26 protein-coding genes and 3 tRNA genes are annotated in these 24,721 nt (G+C 71.6%); 22 read left to right on the plus strand and 7 right to left on the minus strand.

Going from position 1 to position 24,721, the window contains the following annotated elements; all coding sequences use genetic code 11:
• The first annotated feature begins 35 nt into the window (after window positions 1-35).
• The 6 genes from ACFWJ8_RS17950 to ACFWJ8_RS17975 all read left to right on the plus strand — a co-directional run bounded on the left by ACFWJ8_RS17950 (window position 36) and on the right by ACFWJ8_RS17975 (window position 6,235).
• Window positions 36-1,643, plus strand: coding sequence for an ABC transporter permease subunit (locus ACFWJ8_RS17950; protein WP_378814102.1), 1,608 nt, complete (start codon window positions 36-38; stop codon window positions 1,641-1,643).
• 1 nt (window position 1,644) lies between these two features.
• The gene (locus ACFWJ8_RS17955; protein WP_378814104.1) at window positions 1,645-2,574 is read left to right on the plus strand and encodes a sugar ABC transporter permease; all 930 of its coding nucleotides are present in this window, start codon (window positions 1,645-1,647) and stop codon (window positions 2,572-2,574) included.
• 112 nt (window positions 2,575-2,686) lie between these two features.
• On the plus strand, window positions 2,687-4,576 hold the full coding sequence (locus ACFWJ8_RS17960) for a glycoside hydrolase family 13 protein (RefSeq protein WP_378814106.1): 1,890 nt from the start codon (window positions 2,687-2,689) through the stop codon (window positions 4,574-4,576).
• A 76-nt stretch (window positions 4,577-4,652) separates the two neighbouring features.
• Complete coding sequence (locus ACFWJ8_RS17965) at window positions 4,653-5,153, plus strand: FBP domain-containing protein (RefSeq protein ID WP_378814108.1); 501 nt, start codon at window positions 4,653-4,655, stop codon at window positions 5,151-5,153.
• Window positions 5,150-6,061: a PfkB family carbohydrate kinase gene (locus ACFWJ8_RS17970; RefSeq protein ID WP_378814110.1), complete on the plus strand. Its 912-nt coding sequence runs from the start codon at window positions 5,150-5,152 to the stop codon at window positions 6,059-6,061. The genes ACFWJ8_RS17965 and ACFWJ8_RS17970 overlap by 4 nt, the downstream gene beginning before the upstream one ends.
• A gap of 89 nt (window positions 6,062-6,150) precedes the next feature.
• A tRNA-Tyr gene (locus ACFWJ8_RS17975) sits at window positions 6,151-6,235 on the plus strand.
• 45 nt (window positions 6,236-6,280) lie between these two features.
• Here the strand turns inward: ACFWJ8_RS17975 and ACFWJ8_RS17980 are convergent.
• Entirely contained in the window at window positions 6,281-7,873 is a 1,593-nt protein-coding gene (locus ACFWJ8_RS17980; protein ID WP_378814112.1) for a phytoene desaturase family protein, read from the minus strand.
• A 41-nt stretch (window positions 7,874-7,914) separates the two neighbouring features.
• Here ACFWJ8_RS17980 and ACFWJ8_RS17985 point away from each other — a divergent pair, with 41 nt between their 5' ends.
• From ACFWJ8_RS17985 to ACFWJ8_RS18010, 6 genes are all read left to right on the plus strand, one after another.
• A complete protein-coding gene (locus ACFWJ8_RS17985; protein WP_378814114.1) occupies window positions 7,915-8,472 on the plus strand; it encodes a YbaK/EbsC family protein in 558 nt (185 codons plus the stop codon).
• A 157-nt stretch (window positions 8,473-8,629) separates the two neighbouring features.
• Complete coding sequence (locus tag ACFWJ8_RS17990; protein WP_378814116.1) at window positions 8,630-9,589, plus strand: hypothetical protein; 960 nt, start codon at window positions 8,630-8,632, stop codon at window positions 9,587-9,589.
• Between the two features lie 35 nt (window positions 9,590-9,624).
• Complete coding sequence (locus tag ACFWJ8_RS17995; RefSeq protein WP_378814118.1) at window positions 9,625-10,428, plus strand: inositol monophosphatase family protein; 804 nt, start codon at window positions 9,625-9,627, stop codon at window positions 10,426-10,428.
• A 379-nt stretch (window positions 10,429-10,807) separates the two neighbouring features.
• Entirely contained in the window at window positions 10,808-12,535 is a 1,728-nt protein-coding gene (locus ACFWJ8_RS18000; RefSeq protein ID WP_378814120.1) for a peptidoglycan DD-metalloendopeptidase family protein, read from the plus strand.
• 63 nt (window positions 12,536-12,598) lie between these two features.
• Window positions 12,599-12,670: transfer RNA gene (locus tag ACFWJ8_RS18005), tRNA-Thr, on the plus strand.
• Between the two features lie 35 nt (window positions 12,671-12,705).
• A tRNA-Met gene (locus tag ACFWJ8_RS18010) sits at window positions 12,706-12,779 on the plus strand.
• 137 nt (window positions 12,780-12,916) lie between these two features.
• Here ACFWJ8_RS18010 and ACFWJ8_RS18015 read toward each other — a convergent pair.
• Complete coding sequence (locus ACFWJ8_RS18015; RefSeq protein WP_378814122.1) at window positions 12,917-13,267, minus strand: metallopeptidase family protein; 351 nt, start codon at window positions 13,265-13,267, stop codon at window positions 12,917-12,919.
• A gap of 296 nt (window positions 13,268-13,563) precedes the next feature.
• Here ACFWJ8_RS18015 and ACFWJ8_RS18020 point away from each other — a divergent pair, with 296 nt between their 5' ends.
• From ACFWJ8_RS18020 to ACFWJ8_RS18035, 4 genes are all read left to right on the plus strand, one after another.
• Window positions 13,564-14,823: a DUF1524 domain-containing protein gene (locus tag ACFWJ8_RS18020; protein WP_378814124.1), complete on the plus strand. Its 1,260-nt coding sequence runs from the start codon at window positions 13,564-13,566 to the stop codon at window positions 14,821-14,823.
• A gap of 82 nt (window positions 14,824-14,905) precedes the next feature.
• The gene (locus ACFWJ8_RS18025; protein ID WP_378814126.1) at window positions 14,906-15,241 is read left to right on the plus strand and encodes a nuclear transport factor 2 family protein; all 336 of its coding nucleotides are present in this window, start codon (window positions 14,906-14,908) and stop codon (window positions 15,239-15,241) included.
• A gap of 117 nt (window positions 15,242-15,358) precedes the next feature.
• Window positions 15,359-15,658: a sigma factor gene (locus ACFWJ8_RS18030; RefSeq protein ID WP_378814128.1), complete on the plus strand. Its 300-nt coding sequence runs from the start codon at window positions 15,359-15,361 to the stop codon at window positions 15,656-15,658.
• A 57-nt stretch (window positions 15,659-15,715) separates the two neighbouring features.
• Entirely contained in the window at window positions 15,716-16,630 is a 915-nt protein-coding gene (locus ACFWJ8_RS18035; protein ID WP_378814130.1) for an NADP-dependent oxidoreductase, read from the plus strand.
• 23 nt (window positions 16,631-16,653) lie between these two features.
• Here ACFWJ8_RS18035 and ACFWJ8_RS18040 read toward each other — a convergent pair whose 3' ends face one another.
• Window positions 16,654-17,457 carry a hypothetical protein gene (locus tag ACFWJ8_RS18040; RefSeq protein ID WP_378814132.1) on the minus strand — a complete coding sequence of 268 codons (804 nt, stop codon included), beginning with the start codon at window positions 17,455-17,457 and terminating at the stop codon, window positions 16,654-16,656.
• Between the two features lie 114 nt (window positions 17,458-17,571).
• Entirely contained in the window at window positions 17,572-17,913 is a 342-nt protein-coding gene (locus ACFWJ8_RS18045; RefSeq protein WP_378814134.1) for an ATP-dependent DNA ligase, read from the minus strand.
• Window positions 17,914-18,184: 271 nt separating this feature from the next.
• On the opposite strand from ACFWJ8_RS18045, the gene ACFWJ8_RS18050 reads away from it, so the two are divergent.
• Window positions 18,185-18,520 carry a hypothetical protein gene (locus ACFWJ8_RS18050; RefSeq protein ID WP_378814136.1) on the plus strand — a complete coding sequence of 112 codons (336 nt, stop codon included), beginning with the start codon at window positions 18,185-18,187 and terminating at the stop codon, window positions 18,518-18,520.
• Window positions 18,521-18,544: 24 nt separating this feature from the next.
• On the opposite strand, the gene ACFWJ8_RS18055 is transcribed toward ACFWJ8_RS18050, so the two are convergent.
• The 3 genes from ACFWJ8_RS18055 to ACFWJ8_RS18065 all read right to left on the minus strand — a co-directional run bounded on the left by ACFWJ8_RS18055 (window position 18,545) and on the right by ACFWJ8_RS18065 (window position 20,352).
• On the minus strand, window positions 18,545-19,102 hold the full coding sequence (locus ACFWJ8_RS18055; RefSeq protein ID WP_378814138.1) for a hypothetical protein: 558 nt from the start codon (window positions 19,100-19,102) through the stop codon (window positions 18,545-18,547).
• Window positions 19,103-19,184: 82 nt separating this feature from the next.
• Complete coding sequence (locus ACFWJ8_RS18060) at window positions 19,185-19,586, minus strand: hypothetical protein (RefSeq protein WP_378814140.1); 402 nt, start codon at window positions 19,584-19,586, stop codon at window positions 19,185-19,187.
• A 4-nt stretch (window positions 19,587-19,590) separates the two neighbouring features.
• Entirely contained in the window at window positions 19,591-20,352 is a 762-nt protein-coding gene (locus ACFWJ8_RS18065) for a CDP-alcohol phosphatidyltransferase family protein (protein WP_378814141.1), read from the minus strand.
• Window positions 20,353-20,426: 74 nt separating this feature from the next.
• On the opposite strand from ACFWJ8_RS18065, the gene ACFWJ8_RS18070 reads away from it, so the two are divergent.
• Genes ACFWJ8_RS18070 through ACFWJ8_RS18090 form a run of 5 tightly spaced genes read left to right on the plus strand, consistent with a single transcriptional unit; the run spans window position 20,427 to window position 24,721 of the window.
• Window positions 20,427-21,422, plus strand: a complete 996-nt coding sequence (locus ACFWJ8_RS18070) for a zinc-binding alcohol dehydrogenase (protein ID WP_378814143.1) — start codon at window positions 20,427-20,429, stop codon at window positions 21,420-21,422.
• Window positions 21,419-21,814, plus strand: a complete 396-nt coding sequence (locus ACFWJ8_RS18075; RefSeq protein ID WP_378814145.1) for a 6-pyruvoyl tetrahydropterin synthase family protein — start codon at window positions 21,419-21,421, stop codon at window positions 21,812-21,814. The genes ACFWJ8_RS18070 and ACFWJ8_RS18075 overlap by 4 nt, the downstream gene beginning before the upstream one ends.
• The gene (locus ACFWJ8_RS18080; RefSeq protein WP_378814147.1) at window positions 21,811-22,926 is read left to right on the plus strand and encodes a glycosyltransferase family 4 protein; all 1,116 of its coding nucleotides are present in this window, start codon (window positions 21,811-21,813) and stop codon (window positions 22,924-22,926) included. Before ACFWJ8_RS18075 ends, ACFWJ8_RS18080 begins: the two co-directional genes overlap by 4 nt.
• Window positions 22,923-23,741, plus strand: a complete 819-nt coding sequence (locus ACFWJ8_RS18085) for an SAM-dependent methyltransferase (protein ID WP_378814149.1) — start codon at window positions 22,923-22,925, stop codon at window positions 23,739-23,741. The genes ACFWJ8_RS18080 and ACFWJ8_RS18085 overlap by 4 nt, the downstream gene beginning before the upstream one ends.
• Window positions 23,742-23,752: 11 nt before the next feature.
• Entirely contained in the window at window positions 23,753-24,721 is a 969-nt protein-coding gene (locus ACFWJ8_RS18090) for a lysylphosphatidylglycerol synthase domain-containing protein (protein ID WP_378814151.1), read from the plus strand.

Raw genomic sequence — 24,721 nt, forward strand, 5'->3', positions numbered from 1 at the left:
GGCATCCGTCCCGGTCCCGATGATGAGGACGCTCCATGACCGACACCATCACCTCTGAGACCGGCGAGCAGGCGCCGCCGCAGACGCCGAAGCAGCGCAGCGCTGCCCGCATCGCGGACGCCGCCGGCGGCAGGACGCGCTGGCTCATGCTGAAGATCGCGCTGCTCGCGATCGTCGACGCGGTCGCGCTGTACGCCGTCTTCGTCCTCTTCCTGCACAACGAGTGGCTGGTCCTGGGGCTCGTCGTGGCCGTCACCGTCCTCGTCAACTGGATCTACTTCTCTCGCAAGCAGATCCCCGCCAAGTACCTGACGCCGGGCATCATCCTGCTCGTCGTCTTCCAGATCTTCACGCTGCTGTACACCGCCTACATCGGCTTCACGAACTACGGCACCGGGCACAACGGCTCGAAGGACCAGGCGATCGCGTCCCTCATGCGCTCGTCGCTGGTCCGTGTCGAGGACTCGCCCACCTACGACGTCACCGTCGTCGAGCGCCTCAACGAGCTCGGCCTGCTCGTGACCGACCCGACCGACGGCGAGGTGTCGCTCGGCACCAACACGCAGCCGCTCGAGCCGGTCGATGTGTCGGCCGACGGCACCGTCGACGGCTGGACCTCCCTCACGTTCGCCGACGTCCTGCAGCGCAGCGACGAGGTCGAGGCGCTCGCCGTCCCGTACAGCGACGACCCCAACGACGGGGCGATCCGCACGCAGGACGGCCAGAAAGGCTACCTCTACGTCTCGACCCTCGACTACGACCCGGTCGCCGACACCATGACCGACACGACGACCGGGACGGTGTACGCCGACACCGGGGAGGGCGCTTTCACGTCCGAGTCGGGGGAGCAGCTGCTGCCCGGCTGGCAGGTCTTCGTCGGGTTCGACAACTTCGTCCGCGCCCTCACCGACACGTCGATCCGCGGCCCGCTGCTGGCGGTCACCGCGTGGACCTTCGTGTTCGCGGCCGTATCCGTCGCCTCCACGTTCTTCCTCGGGCTGCTGCTGGCGCTCGTTTTCCAGAACAAGCGCATGCGCTTCAAGAACGGCTACCGGATCATGCTGATCCTGCCGTACGCGTTCCCCGCCTTCCTGTCGGCCCTCATCTGGGCGGGCATGATGAACAAGAGCTTCGGCTTCATCAATCAGGTGCTGCTCGGCGGTGCCGAGATCCCGTGGCTGACCGATCCCTGGCTGGCGAAGATCTCGGTGCTGATCGTGAACCTGTGGCTCGGCTTCCCCTACATGTTCCTCGTATGCATGGGGGCGCTGCAGGGCATCCCCGAAGAGGTGAACGAGGCCGGTGTGATGGACGGCGCGAACCCGTGGCAGATCTTCCGCCGCATCAAGCTGCCGCTGCTGCTCGTCACCGTCACGCCGCTGCTGATCGCGTCGTTCGCGTTCAACTTCAACAACTTCAACCTGATCTACATGCTCACCGGCGGCGGTCCACGCTTCACCGACGTGTCGATACCCGTCGGTCAGACCGACATCCTGATCTCGATGGTCTACAAGGTGGCCTTCACCGGCCAGAACCGCGACTACGGCCTGGCGTCCGCGTTCACCATCCTGATCTTCATCGTGGTGGCCGTGATCTCGATCATCAGCTTCCGCAAGACCAAGGCCCTCGAGGAGCTGAACTGACATGGCACAGACCGCTCTGACCGAAGCCCGCACCGACGTCCGCGACACGGCCGCGCTGCCTGCGCCCCGTCGCCGCTCGCTCGGCAAATGGTTCGCCGACACCGGCTGGCGCCACGTGGTCGCGATCGTCGTCTCGATCTTCGCGATCTTCCCGCTGCTGTACGTGCTGTCGGCGTCGCTGAATTCGAACGGCACCCTCATCGGCAGCAACCAGCTGTTCTCGCAGGTGAGCTTCGACAGCTATGTCCGCATGCTGACGAACCCCGACGTGCCGTACCCGATGTGGTTCCTCAACACGATGATCGTGGCCCTGGTGACCGGCTTCACGATGGTGTTCATCGGTGCGCTCGCCGCGTATGCCTTCTCGCGCATGCGCTTCGCGGGCCGTCGCGTGGGCCTCATCACGATCGTGGTCGTGCAGATGTTCCCGCAGCTGCTGGCGGTGGTCGCGATCTTCCTCATGATGACGGCGATCGGGGACTGGTTCCCGGCCATCGGCCTGAACACCCTCAGCGGCCTGATCCTCATCTACCTGGGTGGCGCGCTCGGGGTGAACACATACCTCATGTACGGCTTCTTCAACACGATCCCGAAGGAGCTCGACGAGGCCGCCAAGATCGACGGGGCGGGCCACGCGCGCATCTTCTTCACGATCATCCTGCGCCTGGTGGCACCGATCCTCGCGGTGGTGGGGCTGCTGTCGTTCATCGGCATCGTGAACGAGTACGTGATCGCGAGCGTCATGCTCATCGACCCCGACAAGAAGACCCTCGTCGTGGGGCTCACGCAGCTCGTCTCGAACCCCCGGTACGCGGACTGGTCGGCGTTCTCGGCCGGTGCCGTGATGGCCGCCATCCCGGTCGTGGTGCTGTTCCTGCTGCTGCAGAAGTACATCGTCGGCGGTCTCACCGCGGGCGCGACGAAGGGCTGATCGAGCGGCTGCCGGATCCTGGTGCGCTGCGGCGCGCCGGGATCCGGCATCCCCTGTTCATCCGCCCGTCGCGGGCGCGTGGGATCATGACACCCTCACGAAAGGCCGGAGCATGACGAGTCCGCTGCCGCATCACGACGGCTCACCCCTGTACGTGTCGACCGCGTCGCCGGCGCTCGGCGACGTGGTGCGGGTCCGCCTGCGCGTGCCCGCCGGCTACGGCCCGCTCGCAGCGGTACGCACCCGCTCCAACCCCGACCACGAGCCGGAGTGGACGGATGCCGTCCTGCTCGGCACCGCCGACGGCTGGGACTGGTGGGAGGCCCCGGTCGAGGTCCGCAACCCGCGCCACGGCTACCGCTGGGTGCTGCTCCACGAGGACGGCCGCGTCGAGTGGCTGAACCAGACCGGACTGCACGGGATCGAGACGCTCGACGCGGAGGACTTCGCGCTCGTGGCGACCCCCGCGCCTCCGGCGTGGCTGCACCACTGCGTCATGTACCAGGTGTTCCCCGACCGCTTCGCGCGCTCGGCGCAGGCCGACGAGCGGCCGGCGCCGGACTGGGCGATGCCGGCCGCATGGGACGAACCGGTGAACCCGGTCGTGCCCGCCCGCTCGCAGCAGTTCTACGGCGGCGATCTCGACGGCCTCACCGAGAGGCTCGACCATCTCGTCGCGCTCGGCGTCGACCTGCTCTACCTCACGCCGATCTTCCCGGCGGCCTCGAACCACCGCTACGACGCGTCGAGCTTCGACCGCGTCGACGAGCTGCTCGGCGGCGACGAGGCGTACGTGCGGCTCATCGAGGCGGCGCATGCTCGCGGCATCCGCGTCATCGGCGACCTCACGAGCAATCACTCCGGCGATCGCCACGAGTGGTTCCGTGCGGCGTACGGGCACCCCGGCGCGCCGGAGCAGGAGTTCTACTACTTCACGAACGACGACAACACGGCGTACGAGTCGTGGCTCGGGCACGAGACGCTGCCGAAGTTCGACTGGTCGTCGCAGGAGCTGCGCCGCCGCTTCGTCGAGGCGCCGGACTCGGTGGTCGCGAAGTGGCTGCAGCCGCCGTACTCGATCGACGGCTGGCGCATCGACGTCGCGAACATGACCGGGCGCCTGGGTGCGGTCGACCTCAACGCCGACGTGCGCGACCTGCTGCGGCGCCGGATGCTCGAGATCAACCCTGATGCGATCCTGCTCGGCGAGTCCACGAACGACGCCGCGAGCGACCTGCAGGGCGACGGCTGGCACGGCGCGATGACGTACCCCTCGTTCACGCGGCCGGTGTGGGGCTGGCTCTCGGACCCCACGCACGCGCCGTACCTCGCGTGGGACGGGTCGACCCAGACCGAGCCGTGGTTCTTCACGCAGCCGATCGGCGGCATCCCGCGCTACACCGCGCGGCAGTTCGTGGATGCCGTCGTGCGGTTCACCGCCGGCATCCCGTGGCGTGTGCGCCTGGGCAACATGCAGCCGCTCGACACGCACGACACCGGCCGCTTCGCGACGAACGCCGCAACCGGGACCGTGCCCGTCGCGGCGGGCCTCATGATGACGCTGCCGGGCCTGCCTGTCGTGTTCGCGGGCGACGAGTTCGGCCTCGTCGGCGTGGACGGCGAGGCGAGCCGCACCCCGATCCCGTGGGGGACCGAGAGCGATCCGGCCGTCGCGGAGCGCCTGGCACTGTACCGCGACCTCGTCGCGCTGCGCCGCGCGCACGACACGCTGTCGACCGGCGGCCTGCGCTGGGTGCACGTCGACGACGACACCGTCGTCTTCGTGCGCGAGTCGGCCGACGAGACGCTGCTCGTGCTGGCTTCGAAGGGCGATGCGGATGCCGTCGTCGCCGCCGGTGGGCTGCCCGGGGCGGCCGCGGCCGAGCCCGTCCACGGCGACGCGACGCTCGCCGTGGGCGACGACGGATCGGTGCTGCTGTCGGCAGACGGCCCGGCGTTCGCGGTGTGGACGCTGCCCGGCGTGGCGGTGCCGGGCGCCTGATCGGACGGCCCGGGCCCGATGGCGAGGGGTGGCGGCGGCATCCACTCTTCGTAGACTGGGGCGGCGAGGAGGTGCCATGCGCCCGCTGACCGAAGAAGACGTGCGTTCGTCGTTCGTGAACGCCTCACCCGATGAGCTGAGACTCGTCACCCTGCCTGCCGATTTCGTCCTGACCGATTGGGACCATCTCGACTTCCTGGCGTGGCGAGATCCGCGCACGCGCGGTCGTGGGTATGTCGTCGCCGAGATCGACGGCCGGCCGTCCGGCATCGTGATGCGCGCCGCCGACGGCTCGTCGCACGCGCGCGCGGCGATGTGCAACCTGTGCCACACGATGCAGCCCGCCGACCAGGTCGTCATGTACACGGCGCGAAGGGCGGGGGATGCCGGCGCCCACGGCGACAGCGTCGGCACCTACATCTGCGCCGACCTGTCGTGCCACGAGAACGTGCGGCTGGCCGCCCCGCTCGCCCCGAATGAGGTGCGGGCGAGCGTCGATCTCAAGATCGACGGCACGCGGCGACGCACCGAGGCGTTCGTCGGACGCGTGCTCGAGACCGCGGGCGTCCGCCGATGACCGTGGTGGTCGTCGGCGATGCGCTCATCGACGAGCTGCGCGACGAACACGGCGTGCGCGAGTTCGTCGGGGGAGCGGCGCTCAACGTCGCGGTGGGCCTGTCGCGTCTCGGGGTGCCGACGACGCTCATCGCGATGCTGGGTGACGACGAGCCGGCGTCGCGTGTGCGCCGCTACCTCGCCGACTACGGCGTCGAGCTCATCGCGACGCCGTCGCTGCTGTGCACCGCCCGGGCCGTGTCGACCCGTACCGGAGGGGGCGAGCCGACCTACGTCTTCAACGAGGCGTCGCAGCGCCGCCGCATCCGGTTCGGCGCGACGGAGCGTGCGGCGATGGCCGATGCGGATCTCGCGGTCGTCAGCTGCGTCGCACTCGACGACGCCGACCAGACCGCCGAGCTGGCCGACGCTCTCTCCTCAGCGGGGACCGCGCTCGCCCTGGATCCCAACCCGCGTGCGGGCATGATGCACGACAAGGCGGAGTTCGTGCGCGGCTTCGAGGCGCTCGCTGCCGGTGCCGCGCTCGTCAAGGTCGGCGAGGACGATGCCGCGCTGCTCTACGATGAGCGCCTCGACGCGCTGCGGGCGCGGCTGATCGACCTGGGGGTGAAGGCCGTGCTCGCCACCGAGGGTGCGGCCGGCGCCACGATCGAGGCCGGCGACATCGTGGTCACCCGGCCGATCTCGAACCTGCCCGGGCGCATCGTCGACACGATGGGCGCCGGTGACGCGGCGTTCGCGGCGACCGTCGCCGCCCTCGTCGTGGGCGCTCCCGACAGTGATGAGGAGTGGGAGGCGGTACTGCAGTCGGCGATGGATGCCGCCGCCGCGACCTGCCGGTTCGAAGGCGCGCTGCTGCGGACGCCGGACTCTCTCCGCGGCATGGATCTGGACCGCATCGGCACGTGAACGGCCTCGATTTCTGACCTCGCGCATCTACGCGTAAGATAGTGGATCGCGCCTCCGATCGACTGGAAAAGCCGGGCGGGTGCGCACCTGGCGAGTTACCCAAGCGGCCAAAGGGATCTGACTGTAAATCAGCCGTCTTAGACTTCGGGGGTTCGAATCCCTCACTCGCCACCAACGTGAACGCCCCCTCGTGGGGCGTTTCGTGGTTTCCGGGCGATGTCAGCGGCTGAGCAGCTCGAGCGCGGCCATCGCGGCGTTGTGGCCGCCGATGCCGCTCACGGCGCCGCCGCGGCGGGCGCTCGACCCGCACAGCAGGATGCGCTGGTGCGCCGTCTCGACGCCCCACACGCGGGCGGGGGAGTCGAGCGGGTCGTCCTCGTCGGCCCACGGCCAGTCCAGGGCGCCGTGGAAGATGTCGCCGCCCACCATGCCCAGCGAGCGTTCGAGGTCGAGCGTGGTGCGCGCCTCGATGCAGGGCTCGCCGTCCGCCGTGACGTGGAGCACGTCACGGATGGGCTCGGCGAGGACCGCGTCGAGGCTCGCCTCCGCGGCGGACAGGAGCTCGGCGCGACGCGCGTCGGGATCGACCCCGGCGAGCAGCCGATGCGGCACCTGCAGCCCGAACAGCGTGAGCGTCTGTGCGCCCGACGCGCGCAGACCGTCACCGAGGATCGACGGGTCGGTGAGCGAGTGGCAGTACACCTCGGCGGGAAGGGGTGCGGGCAGCCGACCGGCCACGGCGTCGTCGTACGCACGGTCGAGCTGGGTCATCGTCTCGTTGATGTGGAACGTGCCCGCGAACGCCGTGGCGGGGTCCACGGAGGCGTCCCGCAGCCGAGGCAGGCGCGACAGCAGCATGTTGACCTTGAGCTGAGCGCCCTCCGGCGCGGCGGCCGTGGCGTTGCCTGCACCTGCGCCGGCGGCATCCAGCAACCTCGCCAGCACGGCTTCGCCGACGCCGCTCAGCACGAGCCGGGCGTGCACGACGCGCTCGCCGTCGCCGATCACGACGACGCCGTCGGGACTGATCGCGGTGGCCTCCGCGTCTGTCACGAGCTCGGCGCCGGCGCGCAGCGCGGCGTCCCGGAGCGCACCCGACACCTGGCCCATGCCGCCGACCGGGACGTCCCAGTCGCCGGTGCCGCCGCCGATGATGTGGTACAGGAAGCAGCGGTTCTGCCGGAGGGACGCGTCGTCCGCGGAGGCGAAGGTGCCGATGAGGGCGTCGGTCAGCACGACGCCGCGCGCGAGGTCCGTGCGCAGGGACGCGCGGACGTGCTCGCCGAGCGGCTGCTGCACGATCGCCTCCCACAGCCCGTCGTCCTCGATCGCCGACCGCATGTCGGCGGTGCGCGGCAGTCTCTCCGTCATCGTGGGGAAGACCGTCCGGGCGAGCGGGGCGAGCCGTTCGTAGAACCCGGCGAAGCGCTCGGCCTCACGCTCGTCGCCCGTCGCCCGGGCGAAGGATCCCGCCGTGGCACGGGCGTCGCCGTCGTCGATGAGCAGACCGTGATCGGGGGACGCGGGATCGGGCGTGTACGACGACACCCGGCGGCGGACCAGCCGGATGCCGAGTCCGAGGTCGTCGACGATGCGACGGGGGAGCAGGCTCACCAGGTAGGAGTACCGCGACACCCGCGCATCCATGTCGGCCCACGGCCGCTCCGACACGGCCGCGCCGCCCACGTGCGGCAGCCGTTCGAGCACGGCCACGCGGTACCCGGCGCGCGCGAGATACGCCGCGGCGACGAGGCCGTTGTGGCCGCCGCCCACGATCGCGACATCGACGTCGCGCGACGGTGCGCTGTGCATCGGCTCATGCTAGCCGCGCGGGGGCCGACTACCGTGAACCCATGATCTGGACGACCACCGGCACGCTCGACGCCGTGCCCGCGACGACGCGCCCCGACCTCGTGGCACAGCCGGTCGCCGCAGCGCTCGCGCATCTCGCCCCCGAGATCGCGGCGACCGTGGGCGTCGCGTCGATCGACGCGGACCTGGCCGACACCGCCGTGTTCTGCGAGCGCTACGGCGTGGCCCCCGAGGCGTCGGCGAACTGCGTCGTCGTGAACGGCCGGCGCGGCGGCGACGAGCGCTTCGCGGCGTGCATGGTGCTGGCGACGACCCGGGCCGACGTGAACGGCGTCGTCCGCCGGCGCCTCGACGTGCGCACAGCGTCGTTCGCGCCGATGGACGAGGCGGTCGCCCTGACCGGCATGCAGTTCGGCGGCATCACGCCGATCGGCCTTCCCGTCGGCTGGCCGATCCTCGTCGACGCGGCGGTCGCCGCCGCCCCCGAGGTGGTGCTCGGCGGGGGCATCCGCGGCAGCAAGCTCTTCCTTCCGGGCAGCGCGCTGCTCGCCCTGCCGGGCGCCGAGCTCGTCGAGGGTCTCGGCCGCGCGATCGGCTGAGGGCCCGGGCATCCCGGGGCGCCGGGGTGCGGCATCCACTCGTCTGCGCCGAGGGATGCCGCGACCGGTGGCGGCGCCGGAACACGTCATCCGCCCGGGTGCGTCGGCGTGTCAGGATGGGCATGCGGGGGACCGCCCGCGCCACGAGAGGAACGCCATGACCGTGCCCGATCCGTATGCGACGGCTCCGTACGCCCCGGCCCCGCCCGCACGCTCGGAGAACTCGCTCTCGCCGCTGCTGCGCGCCGCCATCTGGGTCGCCATCGGCGCCCTCATCGCCGCCGCGCTCGTCTGCGTCGTGTGGGTGCTCGTCGGCTCGCAGAACGGCATCGTCGGCCGGGCGTTCCTGACGATCCTGCTGCTGGTGGCGTTCGCCGGCGTCGCGATCCTCGACGCGCACCTCGCACCCTCGCGGCCGGCGTGGTTCGCCCTGGCGAGCCTCGGCAGCTGGATCATCGCGCTGCTGCTCGGCGCGATCATGATCTGGATGCCGACCCGCTACCCGTGGCTCGGATTCTCGCGGTTCATCCAGTTCCTGCTGATCGTCCTCATCCTGCAGCTGGTGCTGCTGCACGTGCGCCTGTTCCTCAAGGCGTTCCACCGGTACGAGACGACCTTCACGCGCGTCATCACGATCGCCACCATCTCGCTCGTCGTCGCGCTCGCCGCGCTGCTGATCGTCCCGCTCGCCTTCGGCGAGTGGCTCAACCTCGCCGACCTGTACTGGCGCATCGTCGTCGCCGTGGCGATCCTGGCCGCCGTCGGCACCGCGATCGTGCCGCTGGTGAACGTCCTCTTCGCGCCGAAGCGGCCGCACACCCACGTGCCCGCCTACGGCGGCCGGCCGGCCGCCCACCACGAGCTGCTGCCGTGGCCGACGTACGTCGACGCCGTGACGCCGCTGCCGATGCTGCCCGACGGCTCGCCAGACTGGAACGCGTACTACACGGGCTACCCGACGCCGGGTGCGCACGTGTTCACGCCACAGCAGCCCCAGGTCGAGGCGACCCCGGCGGCCGTCGCGCCGCAGGCTCCGGTGGCGCCGCAGGCTCCCGCCGTGGCGCCGGGATACGAGGGCTATCCGCCGCCGCCCCCGCTGCCGCCGCAGCACCCGTGACCCGCGGTTCACCCCGGGCCCAATAGCGTGGGGGCATGACCGTCGCCTCAGACCTCGAAGCCCTCGCCGTCGACATCGCCCGAGAAGCAGGCCACCTCGCCCGGGTGCGGCGGGAGGCGGGCGTCGCCATCGCGGCGACGAAGTCCGCACTCGCCGACATCGTCACGGAGGCCGATCGCGAGGTCGAGGAGCTCATCCGCACCCGGCTCGCGGCCGAGCGCCCCGACGACGGCTTCCTCGGCGAGGAGAGCGGCGCCGGGCGCGGCGCGTCGGGCATCACGTGGGTGGTCGATCCCATCGACGGCACGGTCAACTACGCGTACGGCATCCCGCACTACGCCGTCAGCATCGCGGCCGTGACCGGCGAGCCGACGCCCGAGCAGTGGGAGGCGCAGGCCGGCGCGGTGTTCGCACCGGTCGCGGGCGAGATGTTCCGGGCCGCGCGGGGCGAGGGCGCCTGGCTCGGCGACACCCGCCTCGCCGTCACCGCGGAGGTGGGACCTGCCGGTGCGCTGCTCGCCACGGGCTTCGGCTACGACCCGGCCACGCGGCCGGCCGACCTCGAACTGATCGCGCACGTCATGCCGCTGCTGGCCCGGGATCTGCGTCGCAGCGGATCAGCGGCGCTCGACCACGCCTACGTCGCCGCCGGGCGCCTGGACGGCTACTTCGAGCGCGGATTGGCGCCGTGGGACCTCGCTGCCGGGTCGCTCCTGGTCACCGAGGCGGGCGGGCGGTACGGACGGAACCAGCCGGACGGCTCGTCGCGTGCACCGCTCATCGTCGCGGCGGGGCCGGGGCTCTTCGACAAGCTTGCGGAGGCCGCCGGGCTTCGCTGAGCCGGCGTCTCATCGAATCCTCACGAAGCGAAACGGCCAAAATCCGAGCCGCACATGGCATTCCCAGGGCGCCCGGTGTAGCGTTTACCCGATCGTTACCTTCGCCGCCCGAACGGCGAGGGTGGTCATAGCCCGATACGACCGCCTTGCCGCGCACCCCCCTCGCGGCACGACCCGAGAGCCCCCCGCCGCTTTGCCTTTTGACGCTCCCCAGGCTGAATCTGCGCCTACGCGCCGTTCCAGCCGTACCGCCGCCACGCCTGTTCAGGCGACGTCGGAGACCCCGGGAGCGAGCCGCGCCAACGCGCGACGCCAGGCGGCGGGCACCGGTCCGGAGCGCCCCGCGGTCGTCTGGGGACGCGCTGCAGAGCCGAAGCGAGTGGATGCCGCCACCCCGACCGTCGCGGCGCCCGAGGCTGCCACGACGGCGGTGCCGGCGACGCCGGTCGCACCGGTGACGCCGACCGCGCCCACCCCGGCTGCACCGCTCGCCGTCACTCCTGAGGCGCCGGCGCCCGCGCCGTCGTCCGTGACGCTTCCCGTCGCCTCGACTCCGGTCGTCGAGCCTGTCGCGCCCGCCACGCGAGTGCGTGCCGCTGCGGCGTCCGCCGTGTCGTCGACCGAGCAGCTCAGTCGCCGCGCGCGCCGCGGATCGACCGGTGAGCAGCCCGACGTCTCCGTGCCGCCCATCGCGCCGGTCGCCCCCGAAGAGCCCGTGCGCACCGCCGCCGCCTTCGAGACCGAGGTGATCTCGCGTGAAGAGCCGGCGCCGCTGCGCGACACCGTGCTCGCTCCCGCCGAACCGTTCGAACTCCTCGCTCCCGTCGTCGAGCCCGCTCCTGAGCCGGCAGCCGCCGCGCAGGACTGGATGGCGGAGACGCTTGCGAAGCTGATGGCGGCCGAAGCGGCCGTAGCCCCTGCTCCCGTCCCCGCGGTCGTCGAGCCGGTGGCTCCGCAGCAGGCTGCGCCGCGACCCGAGCCGGTGCGTGCGCCGGAGCCGGTGCGTGAGCCCGTGGCCGCAGCGCCCGCACCCGAGCCGGTGCGTGCTCCCGAGCCGGTGCGTGCGCCGGAGCCCGTGCGTGCTCCCGAGCCCGTGCGTGAGCCCGTGGTCGAGGACGTCGCGCCCGCGCCGCACCCCGCCACAGAGCGTCCGCGGGCCGAGCGTCCGCGCACGGAGCGCATCGAGCCCCTCACCGGGCCGATCCCCGCTCCTTCGGCGCCCGGCGTCGATGAGTTCGAGGCGGCCGCGCGGCTGTTCTCGTTCACCGGCGAGACGCCCACGCAGCCGTCCGCCTCCACCGCCGAAGACGAGCCCGAGGCTCCCACGGCGCACGCCGCCCCTCGTCGCGCTCAGACGCGTCGCGGCTCGGCGTTCCGGCGTGTCGCGACTGCGTCGTTCTCCATCGGCGTGTTCGGTGTCGTGGGTCTGATCGCGGTCGGCATGACGACCCCCGTCGAAGCCGTCGCCGCCGTCAACGGCACCGACGCCTCGCTGTCGGTCCTCGCGCCCGGTGACGTGGCAGGCGACGTCGATGCGTCGGCGATCCAGGCGTATGTCGCTCCGGGCGACGTGCAGAGCGACCCGCTCGACCGCACCGAGAACTACGCGACGACCACGACCGCCCAGCTGGCGTCCGAGGCCGGCATCCGCAACTTCTCGAACCTGTTCCACAACGACCCGAACTCGAACATCCAGTGGCCCTTCGCGGTCGGTGTGACGATGTCATACGGGTTCGGAATGCGTTCGGGCCGCATGCACGAGGGCATCGACTTCACCCCCGGCGCCGGTTCTCCCGTCCAGGCGATCGCCGACGGCACCGTGCGCATCGCATCGGAGTCGGGTGGCGCGTACGGCGTCCACGTCGTGATCGACCACATCGTCGACGGCGAGTTCGTGTCGAGCCACTACGCGCACATGCAGTACGGCTCGCTCCAGGTCGTCGCCGGCCAGCACGTCACCGTGGGGACCGTCATCGGCCGTACGGGCAACACCGGGCGCTCGTTCGGCGCCCACACGCACTTCGAGATCTGGAAGAACGGCACCACGCCGATCGACCCGTGGCCGTGGCTGCAGGAGTACACCGACGGAACGCACACCGTCGGCTGACCCGGTTCGGAACAGGGCCGCGGCTCTGGTATTCTCTTCTAGTTGCCTGCTAGCGGGCAGCACGCCCCGATAGCTCAGTGGCAGAGCACTTCCATGGTAAGGAAGGGGTCGTCAGTTCAATCCTGACTCGGGGCTCGCAGCATTCTTCTCAACGCGGACGGATGCCTCGCGGCAGGGTAGCTCAGCTGGTTAGAGCGCACGACTCATAATCGTGAGGTCGCGGGTTCAAGCCCCGCTCCTGCTACAGATCAAATCCTCGGCTCAGCCGGGGATTTTTTCGTTGGCAGCCGATGCGTCATCCACCCGCGTCCGCCCATCGTGCAGGTTCTGGACGACTCCCTCGCGGCTCAGCGCCTGTCTCACTCCCACTGCAACGGCGCGCTACGCCCAGCCGAGCTCCTGCAGGCGGGCGTCGTCGAGCCCGAAGTAGTGGCCGATCTCGTGGACGAGCGTGATGCGCACCCGCGTACGAAGGGCGTCGAGGTCGGCGCTGTGGTCTTGCATGTTGTTCTTGTACAGCGTGATCCGGTCGGGAAGCTCGCCGAAGCCGTAGACCCCCCGCTTGGTCAGCGGATGTCCTTGGTAGAGCCCGAACAGCCGCGGGCGTTGCCCCACGGGTTGGTTCTCGATGACGATCCCCACATTCTCGAGCCCACGGACCATGTCATCGGGGAGGGCATCGAACACCTCGGCGACCATGCGCTCGAAGTCGTCGTCCGAGATCTCGACCATGAGTCCCATCATGCGCTCGCTGCGGGGCGTGGAGGCCGTCGGGGGCGAAGTGCGCCAGCCGGCCGCCGAACTCGACCCGTCCGAGACCCCGCGGACCGGTCCAGCGCGGTGAGTCCAGGCGGGATGGCGTTGCTGGGCGGGTGCAGTGAGGTCACTGAGTTACCGTTTAGAGCTTCTATAGCAGCCCCATAGATATCCAATAGGGTAGAGCAGTCGTCCTCTGGGGGAGGCCGGCGATCCCCTCGGCGCTCGCGTGCCTCACCCGACTGCGCCCTCAGCCAAGGAGCTGCACCACAATGGCGACCACCGCCTCACTCACCCCGCCGCCGGCGTCCGCGCCCGAGCCGCCCGGGCGCCGACGCGTGCCGGCGTGGCTGTGGCTGATCATCGGCGTGCTCACGATCGGGGTTCTCGTGTTCCTCGCGCCGGTCATCGCGCTCATCGCGCTGACCGTCCTCATCACGGGCATCGTCGCGCTGTCGAAGAACACACGCACGTGGCTGCGGTTCCGCAGCCCGAAGGTCGCGATGGCAGCGACCGCACTTTCTGCCGTGGTCTTCCTCGCCGCGGGCCTGATGACGACCGTGGTGTACCCGAGCGCGGCTGCCGCCGGCAGGGAAGCGCAGCAGGTCGCCCGGCCCGGCACCGCTGCTTCCGTGGCCGCGGAGGCGACTCCGACCGACCAGGCGGAGCCGGCCGACGATGGGGCGACGCGGGATCCGTTCACCGGTGAGACGGCGACGGTCGCGGACGCCGGGGCGACCGGCGACCAGACGGCGCTGGCCGTGCTCGCCACGCTCGAGGTGAAGGGGCGTGCGCCGAAGACCGGCTACGACCGTGACCAGTTCGGTCAGCGGTGGCTGGACGTGGATCGGAACGGCTGCGACACCCGCAACGACATCCTCGCCCGCGACCTCACCGGCGCGACCTTCTCAGGCCCGTGCAAGGTCCTCACCGGCGTCCTCGCCGACCCGTACACGGGGACCACGGTCGACTTCGTCCGCGGCCAGGGCACGAGCGAGCTGGTGCAGATCGACCACGTCGTCCCCCTTTCCGACGCCTGGCAGAAGGGCGCTCAGCAGCTGACCGTCGACGAGCGTGCGTCGTTCGCGAACGATCCGCTGAACCTCCTCGCTGTCGACGGGTCTGCGAACGCGAAGAAGCGCGACGGGGACGCAGCCACGTGGCTGCCGAAGAACAAGTCCTACCGGTGCGCGTATGTCGCCCGGCAGGTGTCGGTGAAGGCGACCTACGGACTGTGGGTGACCCAGGCCGAGCACGATGCCATGGCGGATGTCCTGAACGCGTGCCCTGACGAGAAGGCGGTCACCTCGGCGTATGCCGCAGCGCCCGTCGAAGCCGCGCCGGAACCCGCACCCCCCGCAGAACCGGCACCCGCGCCCCCGCAGCCGGTGCCCGCGCCGGCGCCTGTCGAGGTCTACTACAAGAACTGCGACGCAGCCCGCGCTGCCGGAGCTGCGCCCGTCCATCAGGGGGAACCTGGCTACGGCAAGCACCTGGACCGCGACGGCGACGGGATCGGCTGCGACACGTGACCGATCGCACGGTCTTCCGGATGGCGCGGCACCGCGTCGCACCGTGATGGTGGGCGCCGCGCCGCCACGCTAACGTCGGGGAATGCAACCGCGAGCGGTCGTCCAGGCCTGGGTCGAGGCATTCAACCGATCCGACGCAGACGCGCTGGGCGCGCTGTACGCGACCGACGCCGTGAACCACCAGGTCGCGCTGGAACCGGTCGAGGGACGCGAGAACATCCGCGCGATGTTCGCTGCGGACTTCGCCCGAACGAAGCTGGTCTGCATCGTCGAGAACCTCTTCCAGGACGGCGCGTGGGCGATCCTGGAGTGGCGCGACCCGCAAGGGCGACGCGGATGCGGGTTCTTCCACATCGTCGACGGAACGATCCGAACGCAACGCGGCTACTGGGACCGACTGAGCTTCACAACCGGCTGAGACCAGGGCGTCCGCCCTCCTTGCCCAGGGCGCCGAGTCAGCGCCGGCTCCGCGGTGGCGGTACCGTCATATGCCCAGCCAGCCGATCGCGTTGCGGCAACGGGCATGATGAGAGGCATGGCGCAGTCGCTGCTGGTGCCCGGGCTGGATCGGGAAGGCCTGGTGGGCCTGGCGTACCGCATGCTCGGCACGGTGGCCGATGCGGAGGACGCCGTGCAGGAGGCTTTCGTCCGCTGGTACCGCCTCGACGACGCGGCCCGTCGAGGTGTCGCCAATCCGGTGGGGTGGTTCGCCAAGACCACGAGCCGCGTGTGCTTGGACATGCTGAAGAGCGCTTCACGTCGCCATGACGTGTATGTCGGGCCTTGGCTTCCCGAACCTCTGCCCGACGACCGCTACAGCGTGCGCCTGACCTGACATCGGCGGATGCTGCGTCGTCTATGTGATGAACCCACCACGAGCAGGAGGACAGCAATGCAGGCAATCACCGTGACCGACCCCGACGCCGGCACCGCGGGGATGACTCTCACCGACCAGCCCGAACCGCACGCGTTCGAGAACGATGTCATCGTTCGCGTCCGCGCGTCCGGCTTCACTCCCGGGGAGCTCACCTGGCCGGGAACCTGGACCGACCGCGCGGGACACGACCGCACGCCCAGCATCCCGGGACACGAACTCGCCGGCATCGTCACGGAACTCGGCTACGGCACCACCGGCCTGAGCATCGGCCAGCGTGTGTTCGGACTGGCGGACTGGACGCGCAACGGGACGCTCGCAGAGTACGCCGCGGTGGAAGCACGCAACCTCGCTCCGCTGCCGGCCGACATCGACTTCGTGACGGCGGCCAGCCTCCCCATCTCCGGGTTGACCGCCTGGCAGGCGCTGTTCGACCACGGACGCCTGGAGGCCGGCCAGAGCGTGCTCGTCCATGGTGCGGCCGGCGGCGTGGGCTCGGTCGTCACCCAACTTGCTCGCGAGGCGGGCGCCCACGTCATCGGCACCGGCCGTGCCGCCGACCGAGATCGAGCCCTGGAGTATGGCGCGCACGAGTTCGTCGCCCTCGGCGTCGACGACCTGACGTCCGTCGGACACGTCAATCTCGTCATCGACGTCATCGGCGGAGAGATCGGCGATCAGTCCATCGACCTCGTAGGGCCCGGCGGCGTTCTCGTCACCGTCGCCGGCCCCCCCACGCGGCAGCCGAAGGACGGCCGCGCCGTCTTCTTCGTCGTCGAAGCCGACCGAGACCAGCTCACTGGGATCGCCCAGCGTGTCCGCTCAGGACAGCTCCGCACGAACATCGGCACGGTCCGGCCCCTCGCCGAAGCCGTGGACGCGTTCAATCCCACCGCTCGCACCGTCGGGAAGACCATCATCACCGCCGGATGAGCGCAGACCGACCGTACCGGCGGTCACCCGGGATCGCCGAGCGGCTGCGTTCCCGTCCCTTCGCTGACCTGGTCGATCCCGATGAGCTCTTCGCGCGCGCCCGGACCTCCGGCGGCCTCCAGCGCGAGCACCGGGCCGACGCCCGGTGCGTAGAACTTGAGCTCTGCGACGTCGGGCTCGAGCCCGTCGGTGTCCCAGGTGAGCAGGACATCGGTGTAGTGGCCGGTCGGCGCGTCCGCCATGGCGTGGACGCTGAGCACCTCGCCGTTGTCTTCGGCCTGTCCCGCGTAGTACTCCTGCCGGTACGTCATGCCCTGCGTCGGGTCGGCCGGGATGAGGATGCCGGGCAGCGCGCCGTCGACGCCGGCTTCGAAGGACCCCTCCCGCGAAGTGATCCGGCCGTCCTCGAATTCGGCGGTGTCCTCGCCGAGGTACCAGACCGCACCGTCGGCGTCCTGCGCGTACCAGTCGAACGTGTCCTCGAGGATCTCCTCGCCGCGGAAGACGGTGTCCCGCACGACGCGAGCGGTGATGCCGTCGGCCATCTCGCGAGTCTCGGATGTCGCCACCACCGTGACCCGCAGTTCTTGGCCGTCGGGATCGATCTCCCGGTAGGTCCACCGGGTGCCGGGCGTCATCGGCCAGTAGGGGTTGTCGATGTCTGCGGTGAAGTCGGCAGCATCCAGGGTGACGGCCTCATCGCCCTCAGGGAGCGGGGAAGGGGTCGCACCCGGTGACTCGGGCGCGGCCGTGCACCCGGTGAGCACCGCAGCGCCGCACGCGACGACGACCACCGCCGTCCAGAGGGACCGCACCCTCCTGTCCATAGGGGAGATTCTCCTCCCACCGGCTGCCCACCGACAGGCGGGTAGCCGTGAGCTGCGAAGGGTGGCTCACGCGCCGCCGCACTCACCGTGACGTGGTGAACGGCCGGCGACGTGTCACGCGGGCTCTGCGCCCTCCGTCACCATCTCGGGGATGCCCTCCTCAGCGGGCTCGGGCACGACGTGCAGGCCCTCAGGCGAGTTGGCGACGATCGCGAGCGCTTCGAGCCAGGTGCGGTTCAACGAGGGACGACGACTGCCCGCGAATTCGAACACGAGGGATGACGCCGGGTGGACCCAGATCGTGGTGCGACCGTCACCCGTGGACGGATCGTTGCGCCATGACAGCGGGAAGGACTCCGCGCGCCGCAGCTTGTCGCTGATCACCACGACGAGGTGCGCGAGCGTGCGGTCGTCCAGGTCGAATCGGACGGAGCCTTCATAGATCAGTCGGCCCATGGGGCGCACCTCCACAGCGCCCGGCAGAGGCGGGAATCGGGCGCAGGGTCAGCCTACTTGCGCCGAGCCTGTTCGGCGCGGGGTGATCCCGACGTGCTCGGCCGGCGCCCGAGCGCCGTCGGGTCCGGGTAGACCGCGGGCCGCGCACTGTCAAGGCCCTCGCCGGTGCACGGTCGGGCGCCTAGCCTCAGGCAACGGGGGAAGGTGCCGGGTGCCGAGATGAGGAAATCCGATGACGCCGAATGAGCCGCAGCGCGGTAGCGTCCGTCGTATGGGAACTCTCTACTACGGGGCGCAGGACACGCCGATCCACATCGAGGATCGTGCCCTCGCGCATCTGAAAGTGGTGATCGCCACCAAGCTCCGCCGAAACGAGAGCTTCACGCTGTCCTGGCAGCATCCCGAAGAGGAGCCGCGGGGCCGCTCGACGATCTGGCTGCACCCCTCGATCCCTCTGATGTTCGTCTTCGATGACCCCGAGCCGCCGGAGCTCAGCCGGGCATGGATCGAGAAGCTCGCGCATTCGGCGAACACGTCGGGCGGCATCCTGCTCGTCGACGAACTGCTCCTCGATCCTGAGACCGAGGCGGAACTCACGGACGACTGACTCCGAGCGCGTCGCACCGCGACGTCAGGCCCGGTCGGGCTTGACGTCGCGCGCGTCACCGGTGTCGCCCGGGCTCGGCGCGGCATCCCGTGATCGCCCCGTGCCGGCCGCCCGCTCGCCGTCCTCGCGGTAGTCGGGTCGCGATGGCTGGACCGGCTGGTCGGCCAGCTCGCCGCCCTCGCGACCGCCGAACGGACGACCGTGGTCGGCGTACTCGTCGCGGGCGAATGTGAAACGCCACTCGCCCAGCCGGAACTGCGCGCCCGAGCGGAGCACGATCGCCTCGGCGCCATCGAGAGAGGCCCGGGGCTCGGGGGTGGTGTTCGTCTGCGCCTCTCCGTGCGGCAGCAGCAGATACTCGTCATGCTCGTCGTGGCGGATCTCGGCGTGGACGGGCGCGGTGCCGGCGACCCGCAGGTCGGCGTCATCGCCCGAGCCGATCGTCGTGCGGTCGCTGTCGAGCGGGAACTCGAAGCGGTCGGCGCCCGACACGATGAGACGCGGACGACCTTCGCCCCACTCGCCGTGCGTGGTCGTGGGGATGTAGGCGCCGGTGTCGGCGGCATCCACTCGTTCGGTCATGGCGTTCGCCCCCTTCGGATGCCCCCACGGTAGGCGCGCCGTGCAGGCGGGGAACGGGGGTTGACCGTGCCGGCGGCCGGTGCTACCCCGCCGTGACCGGCTTCGGCCGCAGCACCATCGCGGTGGTCACCGCCAGCAGCACGATGCCGATCGACTCGACGATCACGGTCTCGGGCACCAGCATGAAGTCCCACGTCTCGGTGATCCCGAACAGCCCCACGGTGAGCGCGAGGATCAGCGCGAGGAGTGTCGCGATGAGGAACAGCAGACTCAGCACCGTCGCCAGCTGCAGCAGCCGGCCCTGCAGGAACAGCATGCCGATCGCGAGGACGAGCGCGCCGACGGCGTTCAGCACGAACATCACGCCGAGGATGCCGCCGACTCCGTTGAACACGAGGTACAGATGGATGCCGCCTGCCGCGAGCAGTGCGATCGCGCTGAGGATCCGCATGACGCGGAGCGCGGGGGTGGTGGGAGATGCCATCGTCCTACCTGCTTTCGTCTCGGGCCCCGTCGGAATCCCGGGTGAGGGCCTCCTGGGGTGACACGTAATCCGTGTCCGCGCGGTTCATCCGGATGAGCCACACGACGTCGCGGCCGAACGACTCGACCAGCAGGCCGAGGGCGGCCGCCGCGACGAGCACGTTCGCTGGCGGCGGCAGCAGCTGCGTCGCCACGACGGTGAGGGCGACCCCGCAGGCCGCCGTCACGACCTTGCGCCAGTACCGGTAGGGGAGGGTGCGGTCGAACCAGGGCACGAGCCAGGCCACCACGACGAACGCGTACCGCATGAGCCCGATCGCCAGCACCCACCAGCCCACGACCCTCGCGTCGTAGACGCTCAGCACGAGCAGCAGGAACGCATCCACCTCCATGTCGAAGCGGGCTCCGAGCTCGCTGACACTGCCGGTGCGCCGGGCGACGTAGCCGTCGACCCCGTCGAGCGCCAGCGCGACCGCGACGATCCCCACCAGGAGCGCAGTGGACGCCTCGCCTCCGACGGATGCGACGACGAGGGCCGTCGCGACCCCGACGAGCATCGAACGCGTGGCGGTCACGGCGTTGGCGGCCCCGAACCGCGTCGCGCCGCGTCGGCGGAGCCCGAGGGAGACGAGCAGCGACGATACGACGAGGTACGCGATGCCCGCCGCCCAGGCGAGCGGCGGCAGCGGAACCAGCGCCCCGACGACGAACAGGGCGACGATTCCGGCCGCCGCCCACCACCACGGTGTCGACTGAACTTTTCGCATGGGGGCTCCGTGTTCCCTTCATGGTTCTCATGGGTGACACGACACAGGCACCGGATTCGGTTCATGCTGAGCATGTGGATGCCGCGACCTCCTGGTGGACCGTCGGCCCCGGCTGGGGCGAATTCCGGTCGGAGCCGCTACCCGAACCCGGTGACGGCGAGGCCGCGGTGCGGACCCTGTGGACCGGCATCAGCCGCGGGACGGAGTCGCTCATCGCCCGCGGCTCGGTGCCGACGTCGGAGCGGGAGCGCATGCGTGCCCCGTTCCAGGACGGCGACTTCCCGTTCCCCGTCAAGTACGGGTACCTCAACGTCGGTGTCGTCGAGACCGGCCCGGCGGCGTTGCAGGACCGCACGGTGTTCTCGCTCTTCCCGCACCAGTCGCGGCTCGTCGCACCGGCCGACGCGCTCGTGCCGGTCCCGGCGGCGGTGCCCGCTCGGCGCGCCGTGCTCGCGGGGGCGGTGGAGACCGCGGTGAATGTCCTGTGGGATGCCGCACCCGCGGTGGGCGATCGGGTCGTGATCGTCGGGGCGGGGATGATCGGCTGCGCCGTCGCGCGCCTGGCCGCCGGCATCCCGGGATCCGACGTGACTGTGGTCGACGTCGACCCGTCGAAGCAGGCCGTGGTGGAGGGTCTGGGGGCCCGGTTCGCGCTCGCGCCCGAAGCGGGGCACGAAGCGGGGGACGTGCCCGCGGCGGACGTCGTGATCGAGGCGAGCGGCAACGGCGCCGGACTGCAGTACGCGCTGCGCGTCGCGCCCACCGACGGCGAGGTGGTCGTCGCGAGCTGGTACGGAGGGCGGGCGGTGTCGCTGGAGCTCGGCGGGGACTTCCACTCGCGACGACTCACGATCCGGTCGAGCCAGGTCGGCGCGGTGGCGTCGAGCCGGCGGTCGCACCGCACGACCCGGGAGCGGCTGACGCTGGCCCTCGCGCTGCTCGAAGACCCGGCGTTCGATCTGCTGCTGGGCGCGACCTCATCGTGGCGACGACTGCCCGAGATCACCGCGGCACTCGCCGAGGGCACCGCGGGCGAGCTGTGCGAGACGATCGATTGGAGTGTGCGATGACGTTCACGGTGACGGTCCGCGATCACCTGATGATCGCCCACAGCCTGCGTGGCGAGGTCTTCGGTCCGGCGCAGCGACTCCACGGCGCGACCTTCGTCGTCGACGCCGGGTTCCGCGCCGACACCCTCGACGAGCACGGCGTGGTCGTCGACATCGGCCGGGCGTCGGACGAGGTGCGTGCGATCGTCGGCGCGCTGTCGTACCGCAACCTCGACGACGAGCCGGACCTGCAGGACGTCAACACGACGACCGAACGGCTGTGCCAGCTCATCGGCGACCGGCTTGCCGCCCGAGTGCGCGAAGGCGCGTTCGGCGAGGCCGGGCTGACCGGCATCGTCGTGACGCTGCACGAGTCCCACATCGCGTGGGCGTCGTACGAGGTGGCGCTGTGACGACGCAGGCGGTCGCCGAGCTTGCGCGCGCCGCCGGGCGGGCGACGCGGCGGGCGGTGACGTTCCTCGTGGCGGACGGCATCGACGACCCGGCGCGCGTGAGCGGCGGCAACGTGTACGACCAGCACGTGCGGGACCGCCTGAGCACCGCCGGCTGGCTGGTGTCCACCGTGCCCGTTGCCGACGCCGCCGGCGTCGCTTCAGCGCTCCGGGCGCTGCCCGACCGGGCCACGGCGCTCGTCGACGGACTCGTCGCGGCGTGGGCGCCCGACCATATCGAGGCGGCGGGCGCGCGTGTGCGGCTCGTGGTGCTCGCACACATGGTCGCCGCCGTGTTCCCGGGCGTCACCGCCGCGGAGGTCGAGGCCGAGCGTCGCGCGCTCGCCGCCGCGCATCGCGTCGTCGTCACCAGCCCGTGGACGGCCCGCGAACTCGAGCGGCGAGGACTGGTGGATGCCGGTCGCCTGAGCATCGCGGCGCCCGGGGCAGCGGCTGGGCCCACGCGGCCGGAGGCTCGGCGCATCGCGCCAGCGATGCGCGGAGAAGCCGTGGGGACCGGTCGTTCCGCACCCGGCCGAGGCCGCCGGCTGCTGTGCGTGGGAGTGGTGGCGCCCCACAAGGGGCAGGATGTGCTGCTCGCCGCGCTCGCCCGGCTGCCCGAACACGACTGGGCGTGCGCGATCGTGGGATCCGCCGATGCCGCCCCCGGGTTCGCGGCCGAGGTCCGGCGCGGCGCCGCCGGGTTCAGCGGCCGGGTCCGCCTCACCGGCGTGCTCGGGCGCGCAGCGCTCGCGGCGGAGTACGCGCGCGGGGGGTTGCTCGTGGCACCCTCGCGGGTGGAGAGTGCGGGCATGGCCATCGCCGAAGCGCGGGCGCGCGGCATCCCTGTCATCGCGGCCGCCGTCGGAGGGATCCCCGACACCGTCGCCGGCGGTGGCGCGATCCTGGTGCGCCCCGACGACCCTGCGGCGCTCTCAGCGGCCCTGCACGCGTGGATGACCGACCCGGCACTGCGACGCCGGCTGCGCCGGGAGGCGCGCTCCGCACGCACCGGACTGCCCTCCTGGAACGACACCGCGGCGGCGGTGGGCGCGGCCCTGGAGTCGGCGTGACCACCGCCATCTCGACGGCATCCGCTCCGTGGCTGGCGCTGCGGGCGCCGGCAGACGACGTCGCCCGCTCCGCGGCGCTCGCGGCGGCGCTCGCGGCGCTCCTCCCCTCAGGACCGGTCGAGCTGCACGACCTGGGCGCCGGCACCGGCGGCCTGACGCGGTGGCTCGCGCCGCGCCTCGGCGGCCCCCAGCGGTGGGTGCTGCACGACGGCGACGCCGGCATCCTGGACCACCTCGATCTCCGGTCGGTCGTCGACGATGCCGGCCGACCGGTCGCGGTGCGGACCGTCGTCGAGCACCTCGGCGAGCTGCCGCCGGGAGCGTTCCGTGGCGCGGCCGGCGTGACCGCCTCCGCGCTGCTCGACGTCCTCACCCGGGAAGAGGCGGAGCGCGTCGTCGCCGCGTGCCTTGACGCCCGGGTGCCGGCCCTGTTCGCGCTGTCGGTCACCGGCGAGGTCGTCCTCGGCCCGCCCGACCCCGCCGACGCCGCCATCGGAGCGGCGTTCAACGAGCATCAGCGCCGTGACGAGGACGGCCGCCGGATGCTCGGGCCCGAGGCCGTCACGGTGCTCGCGGCGCTGTTCGCCGACGCCGGATGGCACGTGCGCCGAGACCCCACGCCGTGGCGACTCGGCCCTGTGGACGCCGCGCTGACGGGGGAGTGGCTCGACGGCTGGGTCGGCGCCGCCGTGGCGCAGCGACCCGAGCTCCGCGCCGAGGCGGCCGCCTACCTCGCCCGTCGCCGCGCGCACGTGGCGGACGGGGCGCTGCACGTGATCGTCCATCACGAGGACGTGCTGGTGTGGCCGCGCTGACGGCTGTCACTGTGCCCGGTGCCCGTCGGGTGCCGGGGCGACCGGCGCTGCGCCGCGCTGCCCGCATCGGGGCGGGGGCTGTCGTCGTCGCCGCGACGGCGCTCGTCGTCGGCGTCGGCCCCTTCCTCCACGGCATCGCCGCGATCTCGGCCCCCGCCGTCGCGGCGGCGTTCGTGCTCATCGCGGTCGCCACCGCCGCCGCCGCGTGGCGCTGGCGCGTCGTGGCCGCCGGATTCGGGCTGCCGCTGTCGTGGCGCGAGGCGTTCGGCGCGTACTACCGGTCGCAGTTCCTCAACGCCGTGCTGCCCGGCGGGGTCGTCGGCGATGTCCACCGCGCCTACGCGCACGGCAGACCGTACGAGCAGGTCGCGGCCGCCGCCCGTGCCGTCGCGGCCGAACGGGTCTTCGGACAGGTCGTGCAGCTGGCGCTCACGATCGTGGTGCTCGTGCCGCTCGCGGCCGTGCAGTCGGCGTGGGGCTCGCCCCTCGCCCCCGTCGCGTGGGGCGCGGGCGCGCTCGCCGGGCTCGTCGCCGTCACCGTCGGGATCGCAGCGGCCGTGCCGCGCTCGCGGCGACTGCTGCAGCGGGAGTACGGGATGCTGCGTCCCCTGCTCGCGCGACCGATCGCGGTGGCGACGATCGTGCTGGCCTCGATCGTGGTCGTCGCCGCCCACGTGTCGCTGTTCGTCGTGGCGGCGGCGGCGACGGGGGTGACCGCCGACCCCCGCGGACTCGCGGCGGCCGCGCTGGTCGTGCTGGCGGCATCCGCCCTCCCGATCAACGTCGGAGGGTGGGGACCGCGCGAGGCGGCCGCGGGGGCGGCGTTCGCGCTCGCGGGACTCGGCGGCGCGGTCGGGGTGGCGACGTCGACGGCGTTCGGGGTGCTCGCGCTGCTGGCCGTGGCGCCCGGGGCGCTCGTGCTGCTCGCCCGGCGACGGGCACGTGCCTCGGCCGGGACCGGGGGTGAGAGCGATGGGTGA

Origin of the sequence: Microbacterium sp. NPDC058389, from assembly GCF_042722305.1 — a bacterium.
GTDB lineage: Bacteria > Actinomycetota > Actinomycetes > Actinomycetales > Microbacteriaceae > Microbacterium.

Excerpts from the sequence above, each read along its gene's own strand:
- ACFWJ8_RS17970 (WP_378814110.1), top strand. The coding sequence starts at position 5,150 with ATGACCGTGGTGGTCGTCGGCGATGCGCTCATCGACGAGCTGCGCGAC.
- ACFWJ8_RS18075 (WP_378814145.1), top strand. The coding sequence starts at position 21,419 with ATGACGTTCACGGTGACGGTCCGCGATCACCTGATGATCGCCCACAGC.
- ACFWJ8_RS18060 (WP_378814140.1), bottom strand. The coding sequence starts at position 19,586 with ATGGCATCTCCCACCACCCCCGCGCTCCGCGTCATGCGGATCCTCAGC.
- ACFWJ8_RS17985 (WP_378814114.1), top strand. The coding sequence starts at position 7,915 with ATGATCTGGACGACCACCGGCACGCTCGACGCCGTGCCCGCGACGACG.
- ACFWJ8_RS17965 (WP_378814108.1), top strand. The coding sequence starts at position 4,653 with ATGCGCCCGCTGACCGAAGAAGACGTGCGTTCGTCGTTCGTGAACGCC.
- ACFWJ8_RS18040 (WP_378814132.1), bottom strand. The coding sequence starts at position 17,457 with ATGGACAGGAGGGTGCGGTCCCTCTGGACGGCGGTGGTCGTCGTCGCG.
- ACFWJ8_RS18015 (WP_378814122.1), bottom strand. The coding sequence starts at position 13,267 with ATGGTCGAGATCTCGGACGACGACTTCGAGCGCATGGTCGCCGAGGTG.
- ACFWJ8_RS18035 (WP_378814130.1), top strand. The coding sequence starts at position 15,716 with ATGCAGGCAATCACCGTGACCGACCCCGACGCCGGCACCGCGGGGATG.
- ACFWJ8_RS17990 (WP_378814116.1), top strand. The coding sequence starts at position 8,630 with ATGACCGTGCCCGATCCGTATGCGACGGCTCCGTACGCCCCGGCCCCG.
- ACFWJ8_RS18065 (WP_378814141.1), bottom strand. The coding sequence starts at position 20,352 with ATGCGAAAAGTTCAGTCGACACCGTGGTGGTGGGCGGCGGCCGGAATC.
- ACFWJ8_RS18020 (WP_378814124.1), top strand. The coding sequence starts at position 13,564 with ATGGCGACCACCGCCTCACTCACCCCGCCGCCGGCGTCCGCGCCCGAG.
- ACFWJ8_RS18025 (WP_378814126.1), top strand. The coding sequence starts at position 14,906 with ATGCAACCGCGAGCGGTCGTCCAGGCCTGGGTCGAGGCATTCAACCGA.
- ACFWJ8_RS17980 (WP_378814112.1), bottom strand. The coding sequence starts at position 7,873 with ATGCACAGCGCACCGTCGCGCGACGTCGATGTCGCGATCGTGGGCGGC.
- ACFWJ8_RS18055 (WP_378814138.1), bottom strand. The coding sequence starts at position 19,102 with ATGACCGAACGAGTGGATGCCGCCGACACCGGCGCCTACATCCCCACG.
- ACFWJ8_RS17950 (WP_378814102.1), top strand. The coding sequence starts at position 36 with ATGACCGACACCATCACCTCTGAGACCGGCGAGCAGGCGCCGCCGCAG.
- ACFWJ8_RS17995 (WP_378814118.1), top strand. The coding sequence starts at position 9,625 with ATGACCGTCGCCTCAGACCTCGAAGCCCTCGCCGTCGACATCGCCCGA.
- ACFWJ8_RS18030 (WP_378814128.1), top strand. The coding sequence starts at position 15,359 with ATGGCGCAGTCGCTGCTGGTGCCCGGGCTGGATCGGGAAGGCCTGGTG.
- ACFWJ8_RS18045 (WP_378814134.1), bottom strand. The coding sequence starts at position 17,913 with ATGGGCCGACTGATCTATGAAGGCTCCGTCCGATTCGACCTGGACGAC.
- ACFWJ8_RS18050 (WP_378814136.1), top strand. The coding sequence starts at position 18,185 with ATGGGAACTCTCTACTACGGGGCGCAGGACACGCCGATCCACATCGAG.
- ACFWJ8_RS17955 (WP_378814104.1), top strand. The coding sequence starts at position 1,645 with ATGGCACAGACCGCTCTGACCGAAGCCCGCACCGACGTCCGCGACACG.
- ACFWJ8_RS17960 (WP_378814106.1), top strand. The coding sequence starts at position 2,687 with ATGACGAGTCCGCTGCCGCATCACGACGGCTCACCCCTGTACGTGTCG.